This is a genomic window from Mucilaginibacter celer (assembly GCF_003576455.2).
GTDB lineage: Bacteria > Bacteroidota > Bacteroidia > Sphingobacteriales > Sphingobacteriaceae > Mucilaginibacter > Mucilaginibacter celer.
The window spans coordinates 2,867,340-2,884,315 of record NZ_CP032869.1 but is presented as its reverse complement, the minus strand read 5'-3'; the positions used below and the strand labels follow the sequence as shown (position 1 = coordinate 2,884,315).

Annotated in this window: 16 protein-coding genes and 1 tRNA gene; 11 read left to right on the top strand and 6 right to left on the bottom strand. The window is 41.9% G+C overall.

Annotated elements, in window-relative coordinates:
* Window positions 1–65 precede the first annotated feature (65 nt).
* A complete protein-coding gene (locus tag HYN43_RS11325) occupies window positions 66–494 on the bottom strand; it encodes a VOC family protein (RefSeq protein WP_119409452.1) in 429 nt (142 codons plus the stop codon).
* A gap of 162 nt (window positions 495–656) precedes the next feature.
* The gene (locus HYN43_RS11320; protein ID WP_119409451.1) at window positions 657–1,406 is read right to left on the bottom strand and encodes an NUDIX hydrolase; all 750 of its coding nucleotides are present in this window, start codon (window positions 1,404–1,406) and stop codon (window positions 657–659) included.
* A 138-nt stretch (window positions 1,407–1,544) separates the two neighbouring features.
* On the opposite strand from HYN43_RS11320, the gene HYN43_RS11315 reads away from it, so the two are divergent.
* From HYN43_RS11315 to HYN43_RS11305, 3 genes are all read left to right on the top strand, one after another.
* Window positions 1,545–3,176: a carboxylesterase/lipase family protein gene (locus HYN43_RS11315; protein WP_119409450.1), complete on the top strand. Its 1,632-nt coding sequence runs from the start codon at window positions 1,545–1,547 to the stop codon at window positions 3,174–3,176.
* Between the two features lie 131 nt (window positions 3,177–3,307).
* Window positions 3,308–3,832, top strand: a complete 525-nt coding sequence (gene hscB, locus HYN43_RS11310; RefSeq protein ID WP_119409449.1) for a Fe-S protein assembly co-chaperone HscB — start codon at window positions 3,308–3,310, stop codon at window positions 3,830–3,832.
* Between the two features lie 19 nt (window positions 3,833–3,851).
* Window positions 3,852–3,931: transfer RNA gene (locus HYN43_RS11305), tRNA-Leu, on the top strand.
* A gap of 109 nt (window positions 3,932–4,040) precedes the next feature.
* Here the strand turns inward: HYN43_RS11305 and HYN43_RS11300 are convergent.
* The 3 genes from HYN43_RS11300 to HYN43_RS11290 form a co-directional block, all read right to left on the bottom strand.
* Complete coding sequence (locus HYN43_RS11300) at window positions 4,041–4,322, bottom strand: hypothetical protein (protein ID WP_119409448.1); 282 nt, start codon at window positions 4,320–4,322, stop codon at window positions 4,041–4,043.
* Window positions 4,319–5,251 (bottom strand): SDR family NAD(P)-dependent oxidoreductase, encoded by a 933-nt coding sequence (locus HYN43_RS11295; protein WP_119409447.1) that lies wholly within the window; start codon window positions 5,249–5,251, stop codon window positions 4,319–4,321. Before HYN43_RS11295 ends, HYN43_RS11300 begins: the two co-directional genes overlap by 4 nt.
* A gap of 132 nt (window positions 5,252–5,383) precedes the next feature.
* Window positions 5,384–5,821, bottom strand: coding sequence for a MarR family winged helix-turn-helix transcriptional regulator (locus HYN43_RS11290; RefSeq protein WP_119409446.1), 438 nt, complete (start codon window positions 5,819–5,821; stop codon window positions 5,384–5,386).
* 208 nt (window positions 5,822–6,029) lie between these two features.
* Here HYN43_RS11290 and HYN43_RS11285 point away from each other — a divergent pair, with 208 nt between their 5' ends.
* Both HYN43_RS11285 and gap read left to right on the top strand, forming a co-directional pair.
* Window positions 6,030–7,058: a GlxA family transcriptional regulator gene (locus HYN43_RS11285; protein ID WP_119409445.1), complete on the top strand. Its 1,029-nt coding sequence runs from the start codon at window positions 6,030–6,032 to the stop codon at window positions 7,056–7,058.
* A gap of 12 nt (window positions 7,059–7,070) precedes the next feature.
* On the top strand, window positions 7,071–8,048 hold the full coding sequence (gap, locus tag HYN43_RS11280) for a type I glyceraldehyde-3-phosphate dehydrogenase (RefSeq protein WP_119409444.1): 978 nt from the start codon (window positions 7,071–7,073) through the stop codon (window positions 8,046–8,048).
* Window positions 8,049–8,329: 281 nt separating this feature from the next.
* On the opposite strand, the gene HYN43_RS11275 is transcribed toward gap, so the two are convergent.
* Complete coding sequence (locus HYN43_RS11275; RefSeq protein ID WP_119409443.1) at window positions 8,330–9,538, bottom strand: hypothetical protein; 1,209 nt, start codon at window positions 9,536–9,538, stop codon at window positions 8,330–8,332.
* 264 nt (window positions 9,539–9,802) lie between these two features.
* Between HYN43_RS11275 and HYN43_RS11270 the strand changes: the two genes are divergently transcribed.
* The 6 genes from HYN43_RS11270 (at window position 9,803) to HYN43_RS11245 (ending at window position 16,810) form a co-directional block, all read left to right on the top strand.
* A complete protein-coding gene (locus HYN43_RS11270) occupies window positions 9,803–10,669 on the top strand; it encodes an alpha/beta hydrolase (RefSeq protein WP_119411206.1) in 867 nt (288 codons plus the stop codon).
* A 22-nt stretch (window positions 10,670–10,691) separates the two neighbouring features.
* Window positions 10,692–11,987 carry a CitMHS family transporter gene (locus HYN43_RS11265; RefSeq protein WP_119409442.1) on the top strand — a complete coding sequence of 432 codons (1,296 nt, stop codon included), beginning with the start codon at window positions 10,692–10,694 and terminating at the stop codon, window positions 11,985–11,987.
* Between the two features lie 57 nt (window positions 11,988–12,044).
* Window positions 12,045–13,379: an acyclic terpene utilization AtuA family protein gene (locus HYN43_RS11260; protein WP_119409441.1), complete on the top strand. Its 1,335-nt coding sequence runs from the start codon at window positions 12,045–12,047 to the stop codon at window positions 13,377–13,379.
* The gene (locus HYN43_RS11255; protein ID WP_119409440.1) at window positions 13,369–13,698 is read left to right on the top strand and encodes an AtuA-related protein; all 330 of its coding nucleotides are present in this window, start codon (window positions 13,369–13,371) and stop codon (window positions 13,696–13,698) included. Before HYN43_RS11260 ends, HYN43_RS11255 begins: the two co-directional genes overlap by 11 nt.
* A gap of 309 nt (window positions 13,699–14,007) precedes the next feature.
* Window positions 14,008–16,101: a tetratricopeptide repeat-containing sensor histidine kinase gene (locus HYN43_RS11250; RefSeq protein WP_119409439.1), complete on the top strand. Its 2,094-nt coding sequence runs from the start codon at window positions 14,008–14,010 to the stop codon at window positions 16,099–16,101.
* Window positions 16,073–16,810, top strand: a complete 738-nt coding sequence (locus HYN43_RS11245) for a LytR/AlgR family response regulator transcription factor (RefSeq protein ID WP_119409438.1) — start codon at window positions 16,073–16,075, stop codon at window positions 16,808–16,810. The genes HYN43_RS11250 and HYN43_RS11245 overlap by 29 nt, the downstream gene beginning before the upstream one ends.
* The last annotated feature ends 166 nt before the right edge of the window (window positions 16,811–16,976 follow it).

Here is a 16,976-nt window from a genome sequence, read left to right as displayed (position 1 = left end):
AATAGCTTTGGATGTATTTTTTAAAGGGATGATCAATTTTGGATCATCCCTTTAAAAAATACCTATTACGGACGGTTAGGATTAAAAGAGATCATCCAGCTGATGCCGAATTTATCGGTAACCCAACCAAAGTAATCGCCCCAGAATTCTTCGCGCATAGGGCCGCCTTTTTGCTGATCGACAGATAAGCCGGCATGAAATTTATCAGCCTCTTCCTTTGATTCGCAGCTGATGGTAAGCGAAAAATTGCTGCCCATGGTTACAAGGCCCATGGCCGATTCAAGCGCATCGGTACCCATCAGCATATTGCCCGGACCAAGGGGTAAGGCGATGTGCATTAATTTGTTTTGGTCTTCTTCCGGCAGCTTTGAGGCTTCGGGACCGTCTTTAAAACGCATTACTACGGCAAACTCGCCGCCAAAAACTGATTTGTAAAAGTTGAAAGCCTCTTCGGTATTACCGTTAAAATTTAAATAAGGATTTACGACTAACATGCCTGATTGTTTTTGATTTATAATTTGAGTGATTTGATGAAGTAAAATTAGGTTGTGTTTAACAGCATAAGAGGGTGCTGTTAAGACATATTAAGGGGTTAATTGCGACATTAACTGTGCTCAATATAGGCAATAGAAAGTATCCCGGTGTGCAGATAACGGTTAAATATTATCAACAAATGTTTTATCCGAAATGAATTTATATAAGTAGGGGGCCTTATGCGCGCCGCCGGTCCATTTTTTGGCCACGCGCTCTAAAATACCGAGGCTTAACATTTTACGCTGAAAAGCAGCACGGATAAGTTTTTTATTGAGGATGGTTTCGTAAAGCGATTGCAGATCGCCCATCGTAAACTCCTCGGTCATGAGGTTGAAGCCGATCAGTTTTTGATCCAGGTCGCGTTGCAGGGTTTGCAGGGCTTTGCTGATAATTTGCCGGTGATCCTGCATCAGTACCGGGAGCTCGTTAAGGCTGTACCAGTTGCAGGTGTCTGATATTTCGTCGGGAGCGGGGATGGCTTTGGTAAAATCAACAAGGGCATAGTATCCTATGGATACAAAGCGTTTCAATAACCAGTGACCGGCAGGAGGGATGTAGCCCCGGGCTTCCATAATGGCTTTAAGCGGGGAGGGGTCGAAACGGCTGAGATCGCCAAAAACATAAAACTGCTCCAGGTAAATATTGGTTAATGATGTACGGCTTTGCAGCACACGGCGTGCCGCTTGGTTTACATCCTCATCATCGTGCACAAAGCCACCTGGCAGCGCGTAAAGAGCCGTGTTTTTATATTCAAGCAATAATACTTTAAGCTGGCCATCGTGAAAGCCAAATATTACCGTATCAATAGCCAGGCCGGGTAAAAAACCTATTCCGTCAACGTTACCTTCCTGCCTGCGAAACTCTTTGTCCATTTAATGTTATAAAATAAAGCTACAAGTAAATAAAAAAATTTGATAGCTGTTGTAATTTATTTTATTATTGTAACATAATGATACAATAGCAATTGATGTATTGTGATCAATTAAAACCAAACTAACCAAAACCAGATAATGAAGAAACCAATTTTAGTAATGCTGCTGCTTGCGCAGGTTGCCTCGGTAAGGGTAATGGCGCAGCTATCTGAAGGCAAAACAACCGTAGAGAACGGTGCGCTGCAGGGCGTTCGCGAAGCATCAAACGTAACCAGTTTTAAAGGTATTCCTTTTGCCCAGCCGCCCGTTGGCAATTTGCGCTGGAAGGAACCACAACCAGCCAAAAACTGGGAGGGAACTTTAAAAGCCGATCATTTTGGCCATAACCCTATGCAAAAGCCAATTTTTGGCGATATGAGTTTCCGCTCGGCAGGTATGAGTGAAGATTGTTTATATCTTAACGTTTGGACACCTGCCAAATCATCAAAAGAAAAATTGCCCGTACTGGTTTATTTTTATGGTGGCGGCCTGATGGCCGGCGACGGGTCTGAATCGCGTTATGATGGCGAAAGTATGGCTAAGAAAGGAATAGTTGCTTTAACAGTGAATTACAGGCTTAGCGTATTCGGTTTCTTTTCTCACCCGGAGTTAACCAAAGAATCGCCGAATCATTCATCAGGCAACTACGGTTATCTTGACCAGAACATGGCCCTGCTTTGGGTAAAGAAAAATATTGCTGCTTTTGGCGGCGATCCTGATCGGGTTACCATCGCGGGCGAATCTGCAGGTTCAATTTCAGTATCGGTACAAATGGCGTCTCCCTTGTCGAAAAATCTGATTGCCGGAGCTATTGGCGAAAGCGGTGCGGGTATCAAACCAACGCTTTTCCCTATCCCGCTTGCAGATGGCGAACAGAATGGTGTTAAGTTTGCTGCAAAGGTGAATGCCAATACCCTGGCCGACTTGCGTGCCATCCCCGCCGATAAATTGTTGGATGATGCCTTTACACCGGGAACTCCGCCTATGTCAGCCACTATTGATGGTTACCTGTTACCAAAATCGCTGCCCGAAATATTTATGGCAGGCGAGCAGGCCAAAGTGCCTTTACTGGTTGGCTGGAACTCGGCCGAAGTGCCTTTCCAGTTTTTGATGCGGGCTGATGCGCCAACCCTCGAAAATTACAAAAAAACATTAACTACCCTGTATGGTGATAAAGCAGAAGAAGCCCTGAAGCTATATCCGGCAACCAACGACCAGGAAGTTATAAAATCGGCAACAGCACTGTCAAGCGACCGCTTTATCGTATACAGCACCTGGAAATGGGCCGATTTGCAGGTACAAACAGGAGGGAAGCCGGTTTATCGTTACCTGTTTTCGCGCGTTCGCCCGGCCATGGTAGCCTCAATGGGTAATGCTACGCCGGGCCTTGCCGGTGGCGTTGTACAAGGGGATGCAAGTAAACCTGCCCTAAAAATGCCCCCGCCGGTTGGTGCAGCTCACGCTTCAGAAATTGAATACGCTATGGGTAACCTAAGTGGCAATAAAACTTATGCCTGGACACCGGATGATTTTAAAGTATCAGAAACGATGGAGAACTATTTTGCCAACTTTATTAAAAATGCCAACCCTAACGGTTCGGGTTTGCCAAAATGGTCGGCCATTACGGATAATAACAAGGTGAAGTTTATGAATATTGATGTGAAAAGCCAGGAACAGGCCGAGACGGATCGTGCACGGTACCTGTTTTTGGATAAGGAGTATATGAAGTAAGATTTTTTATTTTAGATGTTTGGGCTGGCCTCTGCAATTTTTTGCAGGGGCCTTTTTTATTGGTACGTCATCCTGAAGCTATAAGGTTTGTGCGGAAACATTGTAAAGCGCTAAATCCTTATCTTTGCTCAATGAACTATTTTGAATTTTATGGCATCCCCGAATCCTTCAATGTTGATCAGGCTGCGCTTAAAAAAGAGTTTTATAAACTGAGCAAACTTTACCATCCCGATTTTTATGCCAACGAGGATGAGGAAAAGCAAAAGGAAATACTGGAATTATCTACCCTTAACAATAAAGCTTTCCTGGCCCTTGGCGACCCGGCGAAGCGCCTCGAATACATTTTGAAGCTGCATGACCTGGTATCTGAAGGTGCAAAACCACAATTGCCCGCAGATTTTTTAATGGAGATGATGGATATTAACGAGCGCCTTATGGAAGCCGACGATGCGGAGCAGCTTGCTGCTATCACTTCAGAAACGCTTGCCATTGAGGGGGATATGAATGAGGAACTGGCAAAGCTAACCGATGGCTACGAACAACTGGACGATACTGCCAAAGAAAGCCGCCGGATTGAAATTGCAAATATTTACTATAAACAAAAATATTTGTTGCGAATTAAGGAGAGTTTGTCTACCTTTGCAACCCGCAAGTAAGGGAACACACTTACGAAATGCCCAGATGGCGGAATTGGTAGACGCGCTGGTCTCAAACACCTGTGGGAAACCGTGCCGGTTCGACTCCGGCTCTGGGTACAAAGCCTGATACGAAAGTATCGGGCTTTGTTGTTGTGTGATCCTGGTTTATACCGGATATTTTCTCCCGTCTCAGCTTTTATCGTTTTATATGATTCAAATTTGGCACTCAAGTTTTGTCGAGTTTTTCAATAATCTGATCCCGCATTTTCTTTTTAAAATCGTCGTCAAGTTTAATGCTCCCGGTAATCTGCCGTTCACGGAACACATCACGCACCAATTTATTGATCAATATGCTTTGCTGCTCAAACATCCTGCACCCGGAGCAACTGGTCAGATGTACCTTCAGCTCCAATTTCTCACGGATAGTTATATAGCCTGCCTGTTTTTTCTCAATAAGCCATGACGCTTTCCTGCAGTTTTGGGTAATATTTTTTAATATGTTTTTCAAGCCTGTTTTATAAAACGGTGAATTGCTTCATCGGCGTTATCTTGAAAAGAAGCATTTTTCAAGTCAGTATAAAAAGTGCTCTGGTCAACCACGTCTCCTGATAATTTACCCTCTTTACTTGCATAAAAAACGCCGCTCTTATATCGCTCATCCGAAACGCCATCTACAAAGCGCCTGGCACCTACTTCTAACTTGTGCACCATTTCTCCAATCAATGGGAATACAATAGGCATCATTAAATACTGCAATATAAATTTCATTGCCGGGGGCAAACTATCCGGTGCATTTGTTCCGCCCGTGTTTCCGGGGCTCATAACAACAAATTTGAGGTGAGGATATTTTCTTGCCATTAATAAGGTCCACATGGTTAATGCATATTTAACATAGCCGTATGCCTGAATTGCTTCGAACTTATCACCAAAATATGATCCGTCAAGAACAGCAGCAAACTCATCTACAGAAGAGTTCTTCATCGCAACCGGTTTCATTCCGAGCATCTTTACCCCCGGTACAGCTTCCGCACTTACTGATAGCACTGCTTTTTTTAACAAATCGCGCTTTATCAATTCTTCCACTAAGATTACATTACCTAAAATATTCGTAGCAGCTAATACATTCATACCGGAAGGCGTAATTTTTGCAGCCGTTTTGCCAATTACTCCACCCGCATTTAAAATTACCGCATCAATAGGCTCCTTTAATTGTTCCACCGCTTTTCTTACGGAATTTTCCTCCGAAACATCCCCAATAATTATTTCGAAAACCTGTTTACCCGTTTGCTTCTCCAGGTCCGTTTTTGCCGCCTCGGCTTTCACCTGGTTTCTGCAGAAAAGAATTACTTTTTTTGTTTCTTTTTTCAATGCTAATTGTCGGGCAGTCTCTTTCCCAAGCCCTGCATTTGCCCCGGTTATTAATATACTTTCGTTCATTTTTTTATTCTTTAGAAGTCTTTATTTCGTTAATGCAATAGTACGGATATCGAATTAATTAAACAAGCGACCTCTCTGTTTTATTACGAATAAGGAATATTACCATTAACGAACTAAATAAGAAAAAAAATATTAAAGCTTAATTGAAGCTACGAGTTGAGTGAGATTAGTAATAAGTGTTGCCTGCTCCGTTTCACTCAAATGGCCTAATACCTTTTTTGCCATAACTTCTCTCCGGTTTTTGAATTCTTTATAAGAGCCTTTTCCTTTCCGGTCGAGTTCAACTTTTACCACACGCCGGTCATCATGAGAATTATACCGTAAAAGGAATTTATTGCTGACAAGCTTATCAATAATGGTGGTTAAAGTACTAAGTGGCGCTTGTATATAATCAGCTATATCACTCATTTTTACACTCTTTTTTTCTCCGATAAATGCGATAATAAATAATTCTTTTTCATTAAGACCACCACAGATCTTGCAACAATACTCAGACTCACTTTTTATCGCATTATTCAGGTTGAACATCACGGATATGAACTTTTCCGCATTTTCCGCTTCTACTACCATATTGATTTTTTTAACTGAACTCTAAAATTTTGAAACATTACTGTCCGCTGCAAAAATAGACGATTAAATTAAAAAAATTCAGTGTTCCTTAACCGGTATTCCTTTTTGTTCTACATTATCATTCAATCTGTATTTATAAACTAATGATGGCCTAAATTGACTGATTTATGTCCTTTGCGACATGGTAGTCAATTCCTAAATTTGACTTATGAACGGTAATCCTCAAAAAAAGAAAATCGTTATTGTCGTTATGTCTGGCAATATGCTGTTGAATTTTGCAGGCCCTTCTGATGTATTTGCAAATGCAAATGCGAGCCTTGTTGATATGGGTATGCCCGAGGGATACGAGGTGCTTATAGCAACCGCTACGAAGGATCGGAAAGTACGTGGCCGGACGGGTGTCGAAATTCAATGCCCCTGTTGCGTTATGGAGGTTGCACAGCCTATTGATACGTTGATTATAGCAGGTAATGACCGGAGTGCAGAGGGTGGTATCCGTTTAGCTGAGTTCCATCATTGGCTGAGTAAAATAGATCCGAAGAAAACACGACGGATTGCCTCTGTTTGCGGTGGTGCCTTTGCTTTGGCCAAAGCAGGCCTGTTAAATGGAAAGAAGGCAACAACCCATTGGGAACGTAGCGAAAACCTCGAAAAAGAGTACCCCGGCGTTCAGGTTGAGGCTCATCAATTTTTTGTAAGGGATGGTAATATTTATACATCGGCAGGGGTATCCTCCGGTATCGACCTTTCCCTGGCTATGGTTGAGGAAGATTACGGCAGGGACATCGCAATACGGGTTGCCCGAAAATTGGTTTTTTATTTAAGCCGTCCCGGTTTTCAATCTCAATTTGGAAACTTGATTCCACCATACGAAGCCGAAAATATAGCCGGAAAACTACAGGGTTGGTTAAAACAACATTTGCACGAGCCGCTTGACGTAACCCGAATCGCCGATTACTTGAGTATGAGTACCCGCAACTTTACACGGGTATTTCATAAACAAACCGGTATATCACCAGCCAAATTTATAGAAAAGCTGCGTGTGGAAGCTGCCCGTAAATTACTGGAAGATACCGATGTTCCGCTGGAAAGAATAGCAGAACAGTGTGGGCTTATTAACCTTGTTGGTATGCGTCGTACGTTTTTAAGGCACCTGAATGTGACACCCTCTGATTACAGGCGCACTTTTCGTACCGCGTTGAAAGATGCAGGTATCACAGAACTTCTTATCAATTAATATTTATAACACATGAAAATTGCAATCAATGGTTTCGGCCGCATCGGCCGGATGACTTTACGCGCGCTTCAGTTACACCCGGAAATAGAAGTTGTAGCTATTAACGATCTTACTGATGTAGCTACGCTTGCCCATCTCCTTAAATATGACACAGCACACGGCCGTTTTCCCGGCGAAGTTATTGCCGAAGGCGAAACCTTAAAAGTGAATGGTAAAAGCATCGCAATGTACCAGGAAAAGGACCCTGCTAAGTTGCCATGGGCTGTTTTAGGTGTTGATGCGGTTATCGAATCAACCGGCCGTTTCACTGATAAAGCTACAGCTCAGGCGCATATTGATGCAGGCGCCGGGAAGGTACTCATCACAGCACCGGCAACAGGTGGGGTAAAAACAATTGTTCATGGTGTGAATAATGAATTGATTGGTGATGACCAGATTTATTCAACTGCATCCTGTACTACCGGAAGCATTGCCCCTGTTTTATTTGCTTTGGATAAAGAATTTGGTATTGAATCGGGTTATATGGTTACTGTTCACGCATTTACTGCCGACCAGAATTTGCAGGATGCTCCGCATAAGGATCTTCGTCGTGCGCGGGCATCCGCCTATTCCATCATTCCTACCACAACCGGCGCGGCCAAAGCAATAGGAAATGTGTTACCTAACCTACAGGGGAAGATGGATGGCTATTCATACCGTGTACCGGTAATTGACGGCTCTATTGTTGATCTTTCCATCAATCTGCAAAAGGAAGTAACCGCAGCAGAAATAAATGAAATACTGAAAAGATACGCAGACACAACCCTTAAAGGGATTATGGAATACACCGAAGAGCAGTTTGTGTCTACGGATATTTTAGGCAATACGCACTCTTCTATTGTAGATGGCGGAATGACAAAAGCCATGGGAAAACTGGTTAAGGTTGTTGCCTGGTACGATAATGAGGTTGGTATATCAAACCGGATTGCTGAACTAATTTCGCTAATTTGATTGTTTTGATAGGTAAAGCACATGGAGATGGCTGATGCAAACAGCAAAGCCCGGTACACAAGTGTCGGGCTTTGCTGTTTGAATGAATTTTTCCCCCGGGGCTTTTTTGGATTCTAAGTCTGAACAGGAAAAAAGATGAATTGCTTGTACCTCGAGGTGTACCCCTGAAAGTTTTTATTTTAGCGTATAAATATTTATCGGAAACATTGGCTTTACTGTTATCAAAGAATTTGAAGATAGTTATAAAGCGTAATAGCAATTAATTTGCATGGGATAGTGTCTTATTTGGGCTTACTCAAAGATTTTATCATAAATAGTGTTGAATCGCCCGGTTGAGATAATAATATACTTTTCTCGTCAAGCGTTTTTTTTAGTCTTTGATCTCCAATAGTATCCAAAAGTTCATTTTTTAAGTAAAATAAGCGCACCTTATCATTGCGAGGAAACCATCTGATTATTTTACAACTGCAGGCCGCGTTTTGCGGGGTATTTATAATCTCTTCAATCCGGCCGCCTTTTCCCTGTTTCATAAATAGTTCTCTTATCCCGATGATCCTGTTTTTTTTGCCCTGGTCAAAGTTCCATGACGCTGAAATTACATTTATATAGCTTTTTGCTTCGTCCAGGCGCATTAAAGATAATTTGGGCGACTCAATACTGTCCCTCTTGTTAACCACATGCGAGTGAATGGAAACCAGCCAGGGCGCTTCAAACTGCATATAACCGGCATGGTCAAAGTTAGAGCCATAACGGGTGAATTTAAAGTAGCCATTTATGTACTTCACATCCATGATGTTCGAAACGATTTTATGAAATCTTCCCGCGTCGTAAGTGCGCGCCTGGGGCGATCCTGTATAGCATAACCAAATTCCTTCCAGGCTGTCTATTTCAGCTTTTGTTGGCTGGTAGGGTAAAATGCTTAAGTCCCGAATTAATCTTTTCTTTTGTGAAATTTGTTTAGCCCAAAAAAAACTGATAATTAATAATATCACAGTAAGGAGAATTATAACCAATAGATAGCTATTGGTCTTTTTTATAATTAAAGGTTTTTCGCTATCGGCAACAGAAATATTGCTGGCTTGTCTTTTTACGGCCGCCGACTCCTCAAGCAATCCTTCATCAACCGGTTTTTGTGCAAACCCCACTCTGCCCTCCCCATATAAATAGATATAACAGGCGTCAACCAGGAATTGGCGGGGATTAGATACAATCCCGTTAATGGCGTCCTTTATCTGCCCCCCTGTTATATCATATTTGCGAAAAGGATATAAGGCGCCGGTATTGTTTTCATCAGGCGGATAATGGCTATGTAAAAGTGTTTCGCTGGTATCGGGTAAACGATTACTGATCTCGCTCAACATACGGGCCAGGTCTTCATAATTTTTCCTGTTGGTATTTCGCTTAATATCCTTTCCTGTTTCTCTTTCATATTTTAACACCACCTTAGTTAGTAGGTATACAACTTCATCTTTCCCTGTTTTGAGCTTCATGTAGGTTTGGGGATATTAGGTTAAATCCGATTTCGGAAATGTTTCGGAAATGCAATACTAAATTTATACACAATTCAGCAATATAAAAAAAGATGAAATTAAAGATGTAGATATAGATTTGTTATTCACGATAACGCCGATAAATAAGAACCGAAAATATCATAGTGCTATGTTGCTTTTGATATTGAATTTTTAATGAACGGCGGCCGGATGCTGATTTATTAAAAATTGCTGCCATTAGATATAAGAACCAATAAAACCAACATGAGGAAACTGAATTTCTTTTTATTCATCATGATGATGAGCAGTATGTTCGCTTATGCATCAAAAGTTGACACCATCCAGGTGCCAAGCGCTGCTATGAACAAAACCTATAAAGCAGCTATCGCGTTACCAGACAGTTATTCTAAAAGTAAAGCCGATTTTCCGGTTTTGTATTTGCTGCATGGTGGGTTTGGGCACTTTAACGACTGGCTGCTTAAAACGCCGGATAAAATGTTGGTACGTAACCTGGCCGATCAGTACAATATGATTATTGTAATGCCCGAAGGCGAAATTTTTAGTTACTATATCGATAGCCCGGTAGATCAGAACAGCAAATTCGAAACGTATATCATCAGGGAAGTAATTCCGTATATCGACAGTAAATACCGTACCGTAAAAGACAAAAAAGGCCGCGTGATTACCGGCTTGTCTATGGGTGGGTATGGCTCGTTATATCTATCCACTAAACATCCCGACCTTTTTGCTGCGGCAGGTTCTATGAGCGGAGCTTTAGATCCTAACATGACTACCTGGAACCTTACGCCCGAGCGGTTTAATGGTTTATCTAAATTTCTTGATAAAATCATGGGGCCTATGACACCCGATAATTATCTGCCATATTCGATTGTTAACATGGCCGATCAGATTCGCAGAAACGGGCTGCCGATAGTAATGGATATAGGGGTTGAAGATTTTTTACTGGAGCCCAATCGCGAACTGCATCGCAGGCTGGTATACAATCATACCCTGCATAATTATACAGAACGGCCCGGTGGCCATACCTGGGACTTTTGGCAGGATGCGTTGCCCGGGCAAGTATTATTTTTTAGTAAAGTTTTGAAAGCCAACAGCACGGCAGTTAAATAAAAACTTAGCGTATAAAACCAAAATGCTATCATTACTTGGCTTTTTAACTATCTGCGTTTTTTTGGGTTTGATCCTTACCAGGCGGTTGTCTGTGTTGCTTTCATTGATTTTGGTGCCTGTGATATTCGCGTTGATTGGCGGTTTCGGGTCAAAGGAGGTTGGTGAAATGGTATTAAGCGGGATTAAACAGGTGGCTCCTACGGGTATTCTCCTGATCTTCGCCGTGTTATATTTTAGCCTGATGATAGATGCAGGGCTTTTCGACCCGATTGTAAGCGGTATCATTCGCCTGGCTAAGGGCGACCCGCTTAAAATAACTTTAGGCACAGCTATTTTAGCCATGCTGGTTCACCTGGATGGAGATGGTACGGCCACGTTTATGATCACCATTACAGCATTGTTACCAATTTACAAAAAGTTGGGGATAAAAAAGCTGATACTGCCATGTATCGTAGCGCTTAGTGTTGGCGTAATGCACCTGGTGCCCTGGTCGGGTACAGTGGCCAGGGCCTTGAACGTTATGAAAACCGATCCTGCGCAACTGATCATTCCTGTGCTGCCATCTATGGCAGGCGGAATACTTTGGGTGCTGTTCGTTTCATACTGGCTCGGCAAAAAGGAACGGAAAAGGTTAGGTATTGTTCAACTTAATTATAACCATAACCAGGAACTTTCAGATGCACAAAAAGAAAGCCGCCGCCCGGGCTTATTCTGGTTCAACACCGTTTTAACAATTAGTTTGATCTCAGCGCTCATCTTATCGCTGGCTCCGCCGTCGGCTTTATTCATTATAGGTTTTGCAGTGGCGATCCTGATCAATTACCCGTCGCAAGCCGAACAAAGAAAAAGGATACAGGCACATGCTACTAATGTATTTTCAGTTTCAATTATAGTTTTTGCGGCAGGGGTGTTTTCCGGTATTCTTATGGGGACTAAAATGATTGATGCCATGGCATTGTCGGTTGTTTCAATTGTTCCTAAGGAGCATGCCGGCCACCTGCCGGCGTTGGTGGGTTTTACAAGCATGCCATTAAGTTTGGTTTTTACGCCGGATGCTTATTATTTCGGGGTAGTTCCCGTTTTAAAAACAGCCGCCATTCATTATGGGTTAAACCCGGTGGAAATAGGCCGGGCGGCAATTTTAGGACAGATGACAACCGGCTTCCCCTTAAGCCCTTTAACGGCCTCAACTTTTATTTTAGTGGGATTGTCGGAAGTTGAACTGGCAGATCATCAAAAATTCGCTTTTAAGTGGGCGTTCGGCACAACAGTTATCATGACGATCATAGCCATGTTAACCGGTGCGATAAGTATATAAATAATTATTTAATACCCTTTTCCGCTGTTTGATACTTCCGCGGATGACCGAGTAAAAATGAAACATAAAGATAAAGTTCGGATAGGTTGCGGGGCGGGCTTTTCGGGTGACCGGATTGAACCCGCGCTGGTTTTAGCCGAAAAGGGAGACCTCGACTACCTGGTACTGGAGTGCCTGGCCGAGCGTACCATTGCCCTGGCACAAAAAAGAAAAGCAGCAAATCCTGCGCATGGTTACGATCCTTTATTGGAGCGCCGCATAGAACTATTGCTGCCGTTACTCAAAAAAAACAAAATACGGCTCATTACAAATATGGGTGCTGCAAACCCTGTAGCAGCGGCAGATAAAATTATCGATATAGCAAAAAAACAAGGGATAGCTATCAAGGTTGCCGCTGTTACCGGCGACGATGTTCTGGAACATATCGGCGGCGATGAGATTGCTATGGAAACAGGGAACCCGGTTTCGCTTTCGGGGCCGGTTATTTCAGCCAACGCCTATTTGGGTGCAGATGCTATCTTACCGGCACTGGAAACAGGTGCAGAAATTATCGTAACCGGCCGTGTAGCCGATCCATCGCTTTTTGTTGCTCCGTTGATATATGAGTTCGGTTGGTCTTTAGATGATGCGGATATTATTGCCAGGGGAACCGTAACAGGTCATTTATTGGAATGCGCCGGACAGATTACCGGTGGTTATTTTGCCGACCCCGTTAAGAAGCCTGTTGATAATATGGCCACACTGGGGCACCCTTTTGCAGATGTATACGCCGATGGTTGCGCCAGCATCAGCAAGGTGGACGGAACGGGGGGAAGTATAACTTTATCAACCGCTAAAGAACAATTGCTGTATGAGGTAACCAATCCGTATACATATATAACGCCCGATGTATCGGCAGATTTTACCACGGTATATTTAAAACAGGAGGGGAAGGATTGTATTAAAGTGAGCGGAGGCAGTGGTCGTAAAAAGCCTTCTGCATTAAAAGTAAGCATCGGTTATAAAGCAGGTTTCACCGGTGAAGGTGAAATTACCTATGCGGGTGCCAATGCATTGGAGAGAGCAAGCCTGGCAGGCGATATTATCAAGCAACGTTTAGCCAATAAATTTCCCGGGATCAGGGTGGACTATATCGGCCATACATCTGTGCATCCATCATCATTGTCAAACGGGTATCAACCTTACGAAGTGCGTTTGCGCATATCCGGCCGGGCTACAACCGCCGATGAAGCAGCGATAATAGGTGAAGAGGTAGAGTCGTTATATACCAACGGTCCGGCGGGCGGCGGTGGGGTGCGGAAATACGTAAATGAGGTAATCGGTATCGTGTCGGTGCTGATAGACAGGAGTAAAGCCAAATCATCAGTAATATTGAAAAGTTATGAGCATTAAACTTTATGACATAGCGCACAGCCGTGCCGGAGATAAGGGTAACACACTTATATTATCGTTGATTCCTTACGACGAGAAAGATTATGAACTGTTACGGAGCCTGGTGACCGCCGACAAAGTAAAACAACATTTTAAAGGAGCGATACTTGGCGAAATAGTCAGATATGAGTTGCCTAATATTTCTGCTTTGCAGTTTGTATGCCAGCAGGCTTTGGCGGGTGGGGTTACAACGTCTTTAGTAATGGACACACATGGAAAAACACTGAGTTATGCGCTGTTGGAGATGAATATGGATACCTCTCAAATCTCTCATATTTGATTTTTAATTCCATTGCTTATGAAATCGTTGATAAATCATACCGCTAAACGGCTTAGATATGTCCACATCGGCGTCAATTATCAAACAAAGTGCAAAACCGCTTCAGGTCGTCAATAAAATTGGTTCGTGTATACGATGGCTTTGTTGATTTTATGATCCGAATTTCCCCTGGATATTTTCTTCCGGATATTTTTTTAACTCTATATAACTATCCCATTATCTGGTAGTTAATTTAAAATAAGTATTCCTTTTTTACTACTCCCATCATAATTTTTTTGATATTTTCGGCTAACTATCCTAAGCCATATTATGAAGTTAACCTCATTCAGGACATTATTCATCATAGCAATTATGCTGATAATGCCCCAAATGGTATGGCCGCAATTGCTTAAGCAACATGCTATCGACTCGTTGAAAAACCTGATCGGCAAAGCAAGAGCAGATACAGACAAGATCTTGTTGTTAACCAAGCTTTCACGAATCTATTTTAACATTGAGCCGGATAATGGAATTTCTTTTGGGAAGAATGCACTGACTATGTCTGAAAAAATAGGCTGGAAAAAGGGCATCGCACTGGCAAATAATTCTTTAGGATCAAACTACTGGGCAAAATACGAGTTTAATAAGGCACAGGATTATTATATAATAACGCTCAAGATTGCAGAAGAGATAGGTGATGACGGACTTATGGCGAAAGCCCTGCTTAATATAGGCGTATGTTATGAAGCCGAGACCAATTACCCTAAGGCTGTAGAGTACTATCAAAAAAGCTTAATCCTTTTTAAAAAAGTTGGTAACTACGAAATGATTATTGGTTGCATAAGCAATATTGCAGGCAACTACCTGATGCGGCAAAAGTTTCAGGATGCTATAAGTTTTTATAATCAGGCCCTACAAATAGCAATTCGCAATAAAGATGATGTCCGGACCAACTTCTTCTACCAAAAAATAGGTATGGTTTATTCAAATACCGGCGCTTTTGATAAGGCGTTTCAATATTATAAAAACGCATTACCTTTTTTAATTAAAACCGGTAATAACGAAGACCGGATGACCTATGCCGCGGGGCTTGGCGAGATCTACCTTAAAAGCAAAAATTACAAAGCTGCAATCAGCCAGTTTCAAAAAGCTTTAAAGTTGTTAAATGATTATCCCGGCCGTAATGCCTCTGGCCTAACGGGTAACTATTATGGTAATATAGGCGAAGCCTACTATGGGTTGGCAAAAAATGCTTCGGGCAATGAACGTTTCAGGAGTAATTATATAAAGCAGGCTGTGCTTAATTTAGAAAAAGCCGTGCAAATAAATTCGGCCATTAATTATAAAGAAGGTTTGATTACTGCATTAAAAGACTTGTCGGACGCCAAATTATTTCAGCATGATATTGTAGGAGCTTTTGCCGATTACAGGCGATATGTTACCCAAAAAGATAGTTTATTTGGCGAGGAAAAGGACAATGAGTATAACAAACATGAACTGGCTTTTGAATATGCAAAAAAGCGCGACTCATTAAATTTTGCCAATAAACTGCAAAATATCGCGTTAGCGCAGGCAAAAGCTCAAAATGATAACAGGTTAAAACAGCAGTCGCTTTATGCAATTGCTGCTATCCTTGTGCTGTCGTTGGTTTCCTCCTATTTTATTTTTAAAACCCGCATTCAAAAAATAAACTTTAAGAATGAGCTAACTAAAGAGAAGCTGGGCTTGCAGTTAAAACAGATCTCGTTCGAAAGCCGGTTGAACGATCTCCGTCTCGAATCGCTGAAATCGCAGATGAACCCGCATTTTATTTTTAATTGCCTCAACTCTATCAGATATTATGTAGAGATAAACGAAACCGATGCCGCTTCGGTGTATATCACAAAATTTTCAAAATTAATAAGGTACATCCTTGATGGCGCGAGGGCCGAAAAGGTAAGCCTTGCCGCCGAAATAGAAGTGATCAGGCTATACCTGGATATGGAGCAAATGAGGTTGAAGGAAAAATTACATTATGAGCTTCATTTAACAAACAATTTAAATCCGGAGGTTATTGAATGTCCTTCCCTGCTAATCCAGCCTTATGTAGAAAACGCAATCTGGCACGGCATCATGAATAAATCAGGAGGAGGGATGGTGAAGATCGACGTAAAAAGATCGGTTGATGGAAACTACCTGGTTATAACCGTGGCCGACAATGGGGTAGGGAGACAGAAGGCCGCCGAAATACGAAACAGGAATTTTCAGCATAAATCTCATGCCAGTGCTTTAAACAATGAAAGGATAAATATGTTTAACGCTAAATACAATGCAAAAAATGAGGTTGTTATCAGCGATTTAAAAGATCCTGAAAATAATCCCCGTGGTACCCTGGTAACTATTAAACTGCAATTTAATGAAACCTTTAAAAACAGTAATTATTGACGATGAAGCCGACGCAGTGAACCTGCTGAAATTGCAGCTGGTAAAGTATTGCCAGTTAAGCGATATCACTACATACACCAATTCGTCGCTTGCATTGGAGGCATTAAGAAAATCGCCGCCCGATTTGCTTTTTCTTGATATTGAAATGCCTTTAATAAATGGCTTTGAATTGCTGCAGGAGCTGATGCCCATCGGGTTTCAGGTAATATTTACCACCGCTTATAACCAATATGCAATAAAGGCATTTAAGTTTAATGCAGTTGATTATTTGATAAAACCGATAGATACAGATGATTTGATGGCTGCTGTTTTACGTGTTCAAAACAAAAGAGCTTTAAACGCCAAAACGCTAAAAACTGTACAAAAACAAATTAAAGGCACTACGATAGATAAGATGGCCATATCCACCCATGAGGGCGTCTCTTTTATTGATTTAAACGAAATTATTTACGCCGAGGCCGACAGTAATTACTCAACCCTCGTTTTAATTAATGACAGGCGCTTTGTAATTTCTAAAACATTGAAAGATTTGCAGGAATTACTGGAGGAAAGCCATTTTTTACGTATTCATCGCCAATATATCATCAACCTTAATCATTTAAAACACCTCGATCGTACAAAATCATTGCTTACTATGGCAAACAAACACGAACTAAGCATTGCGCGCGATCAGAAGGATAAACTGATGGAGATGTACAAATGGTTATAGCGCCTTAAACACTGCCGGAATAATTTGCATAAAAACCTTTTCTTTTCAATTTTCCCCGCTAAATATTTTTACCGTTCATCCCCCGATAGCGGCAGTTTACTCATTCAAATATAAACTGAAACGGTTAATATCTACTTTAACACACCTGTTACAAAAAGGCATTTTG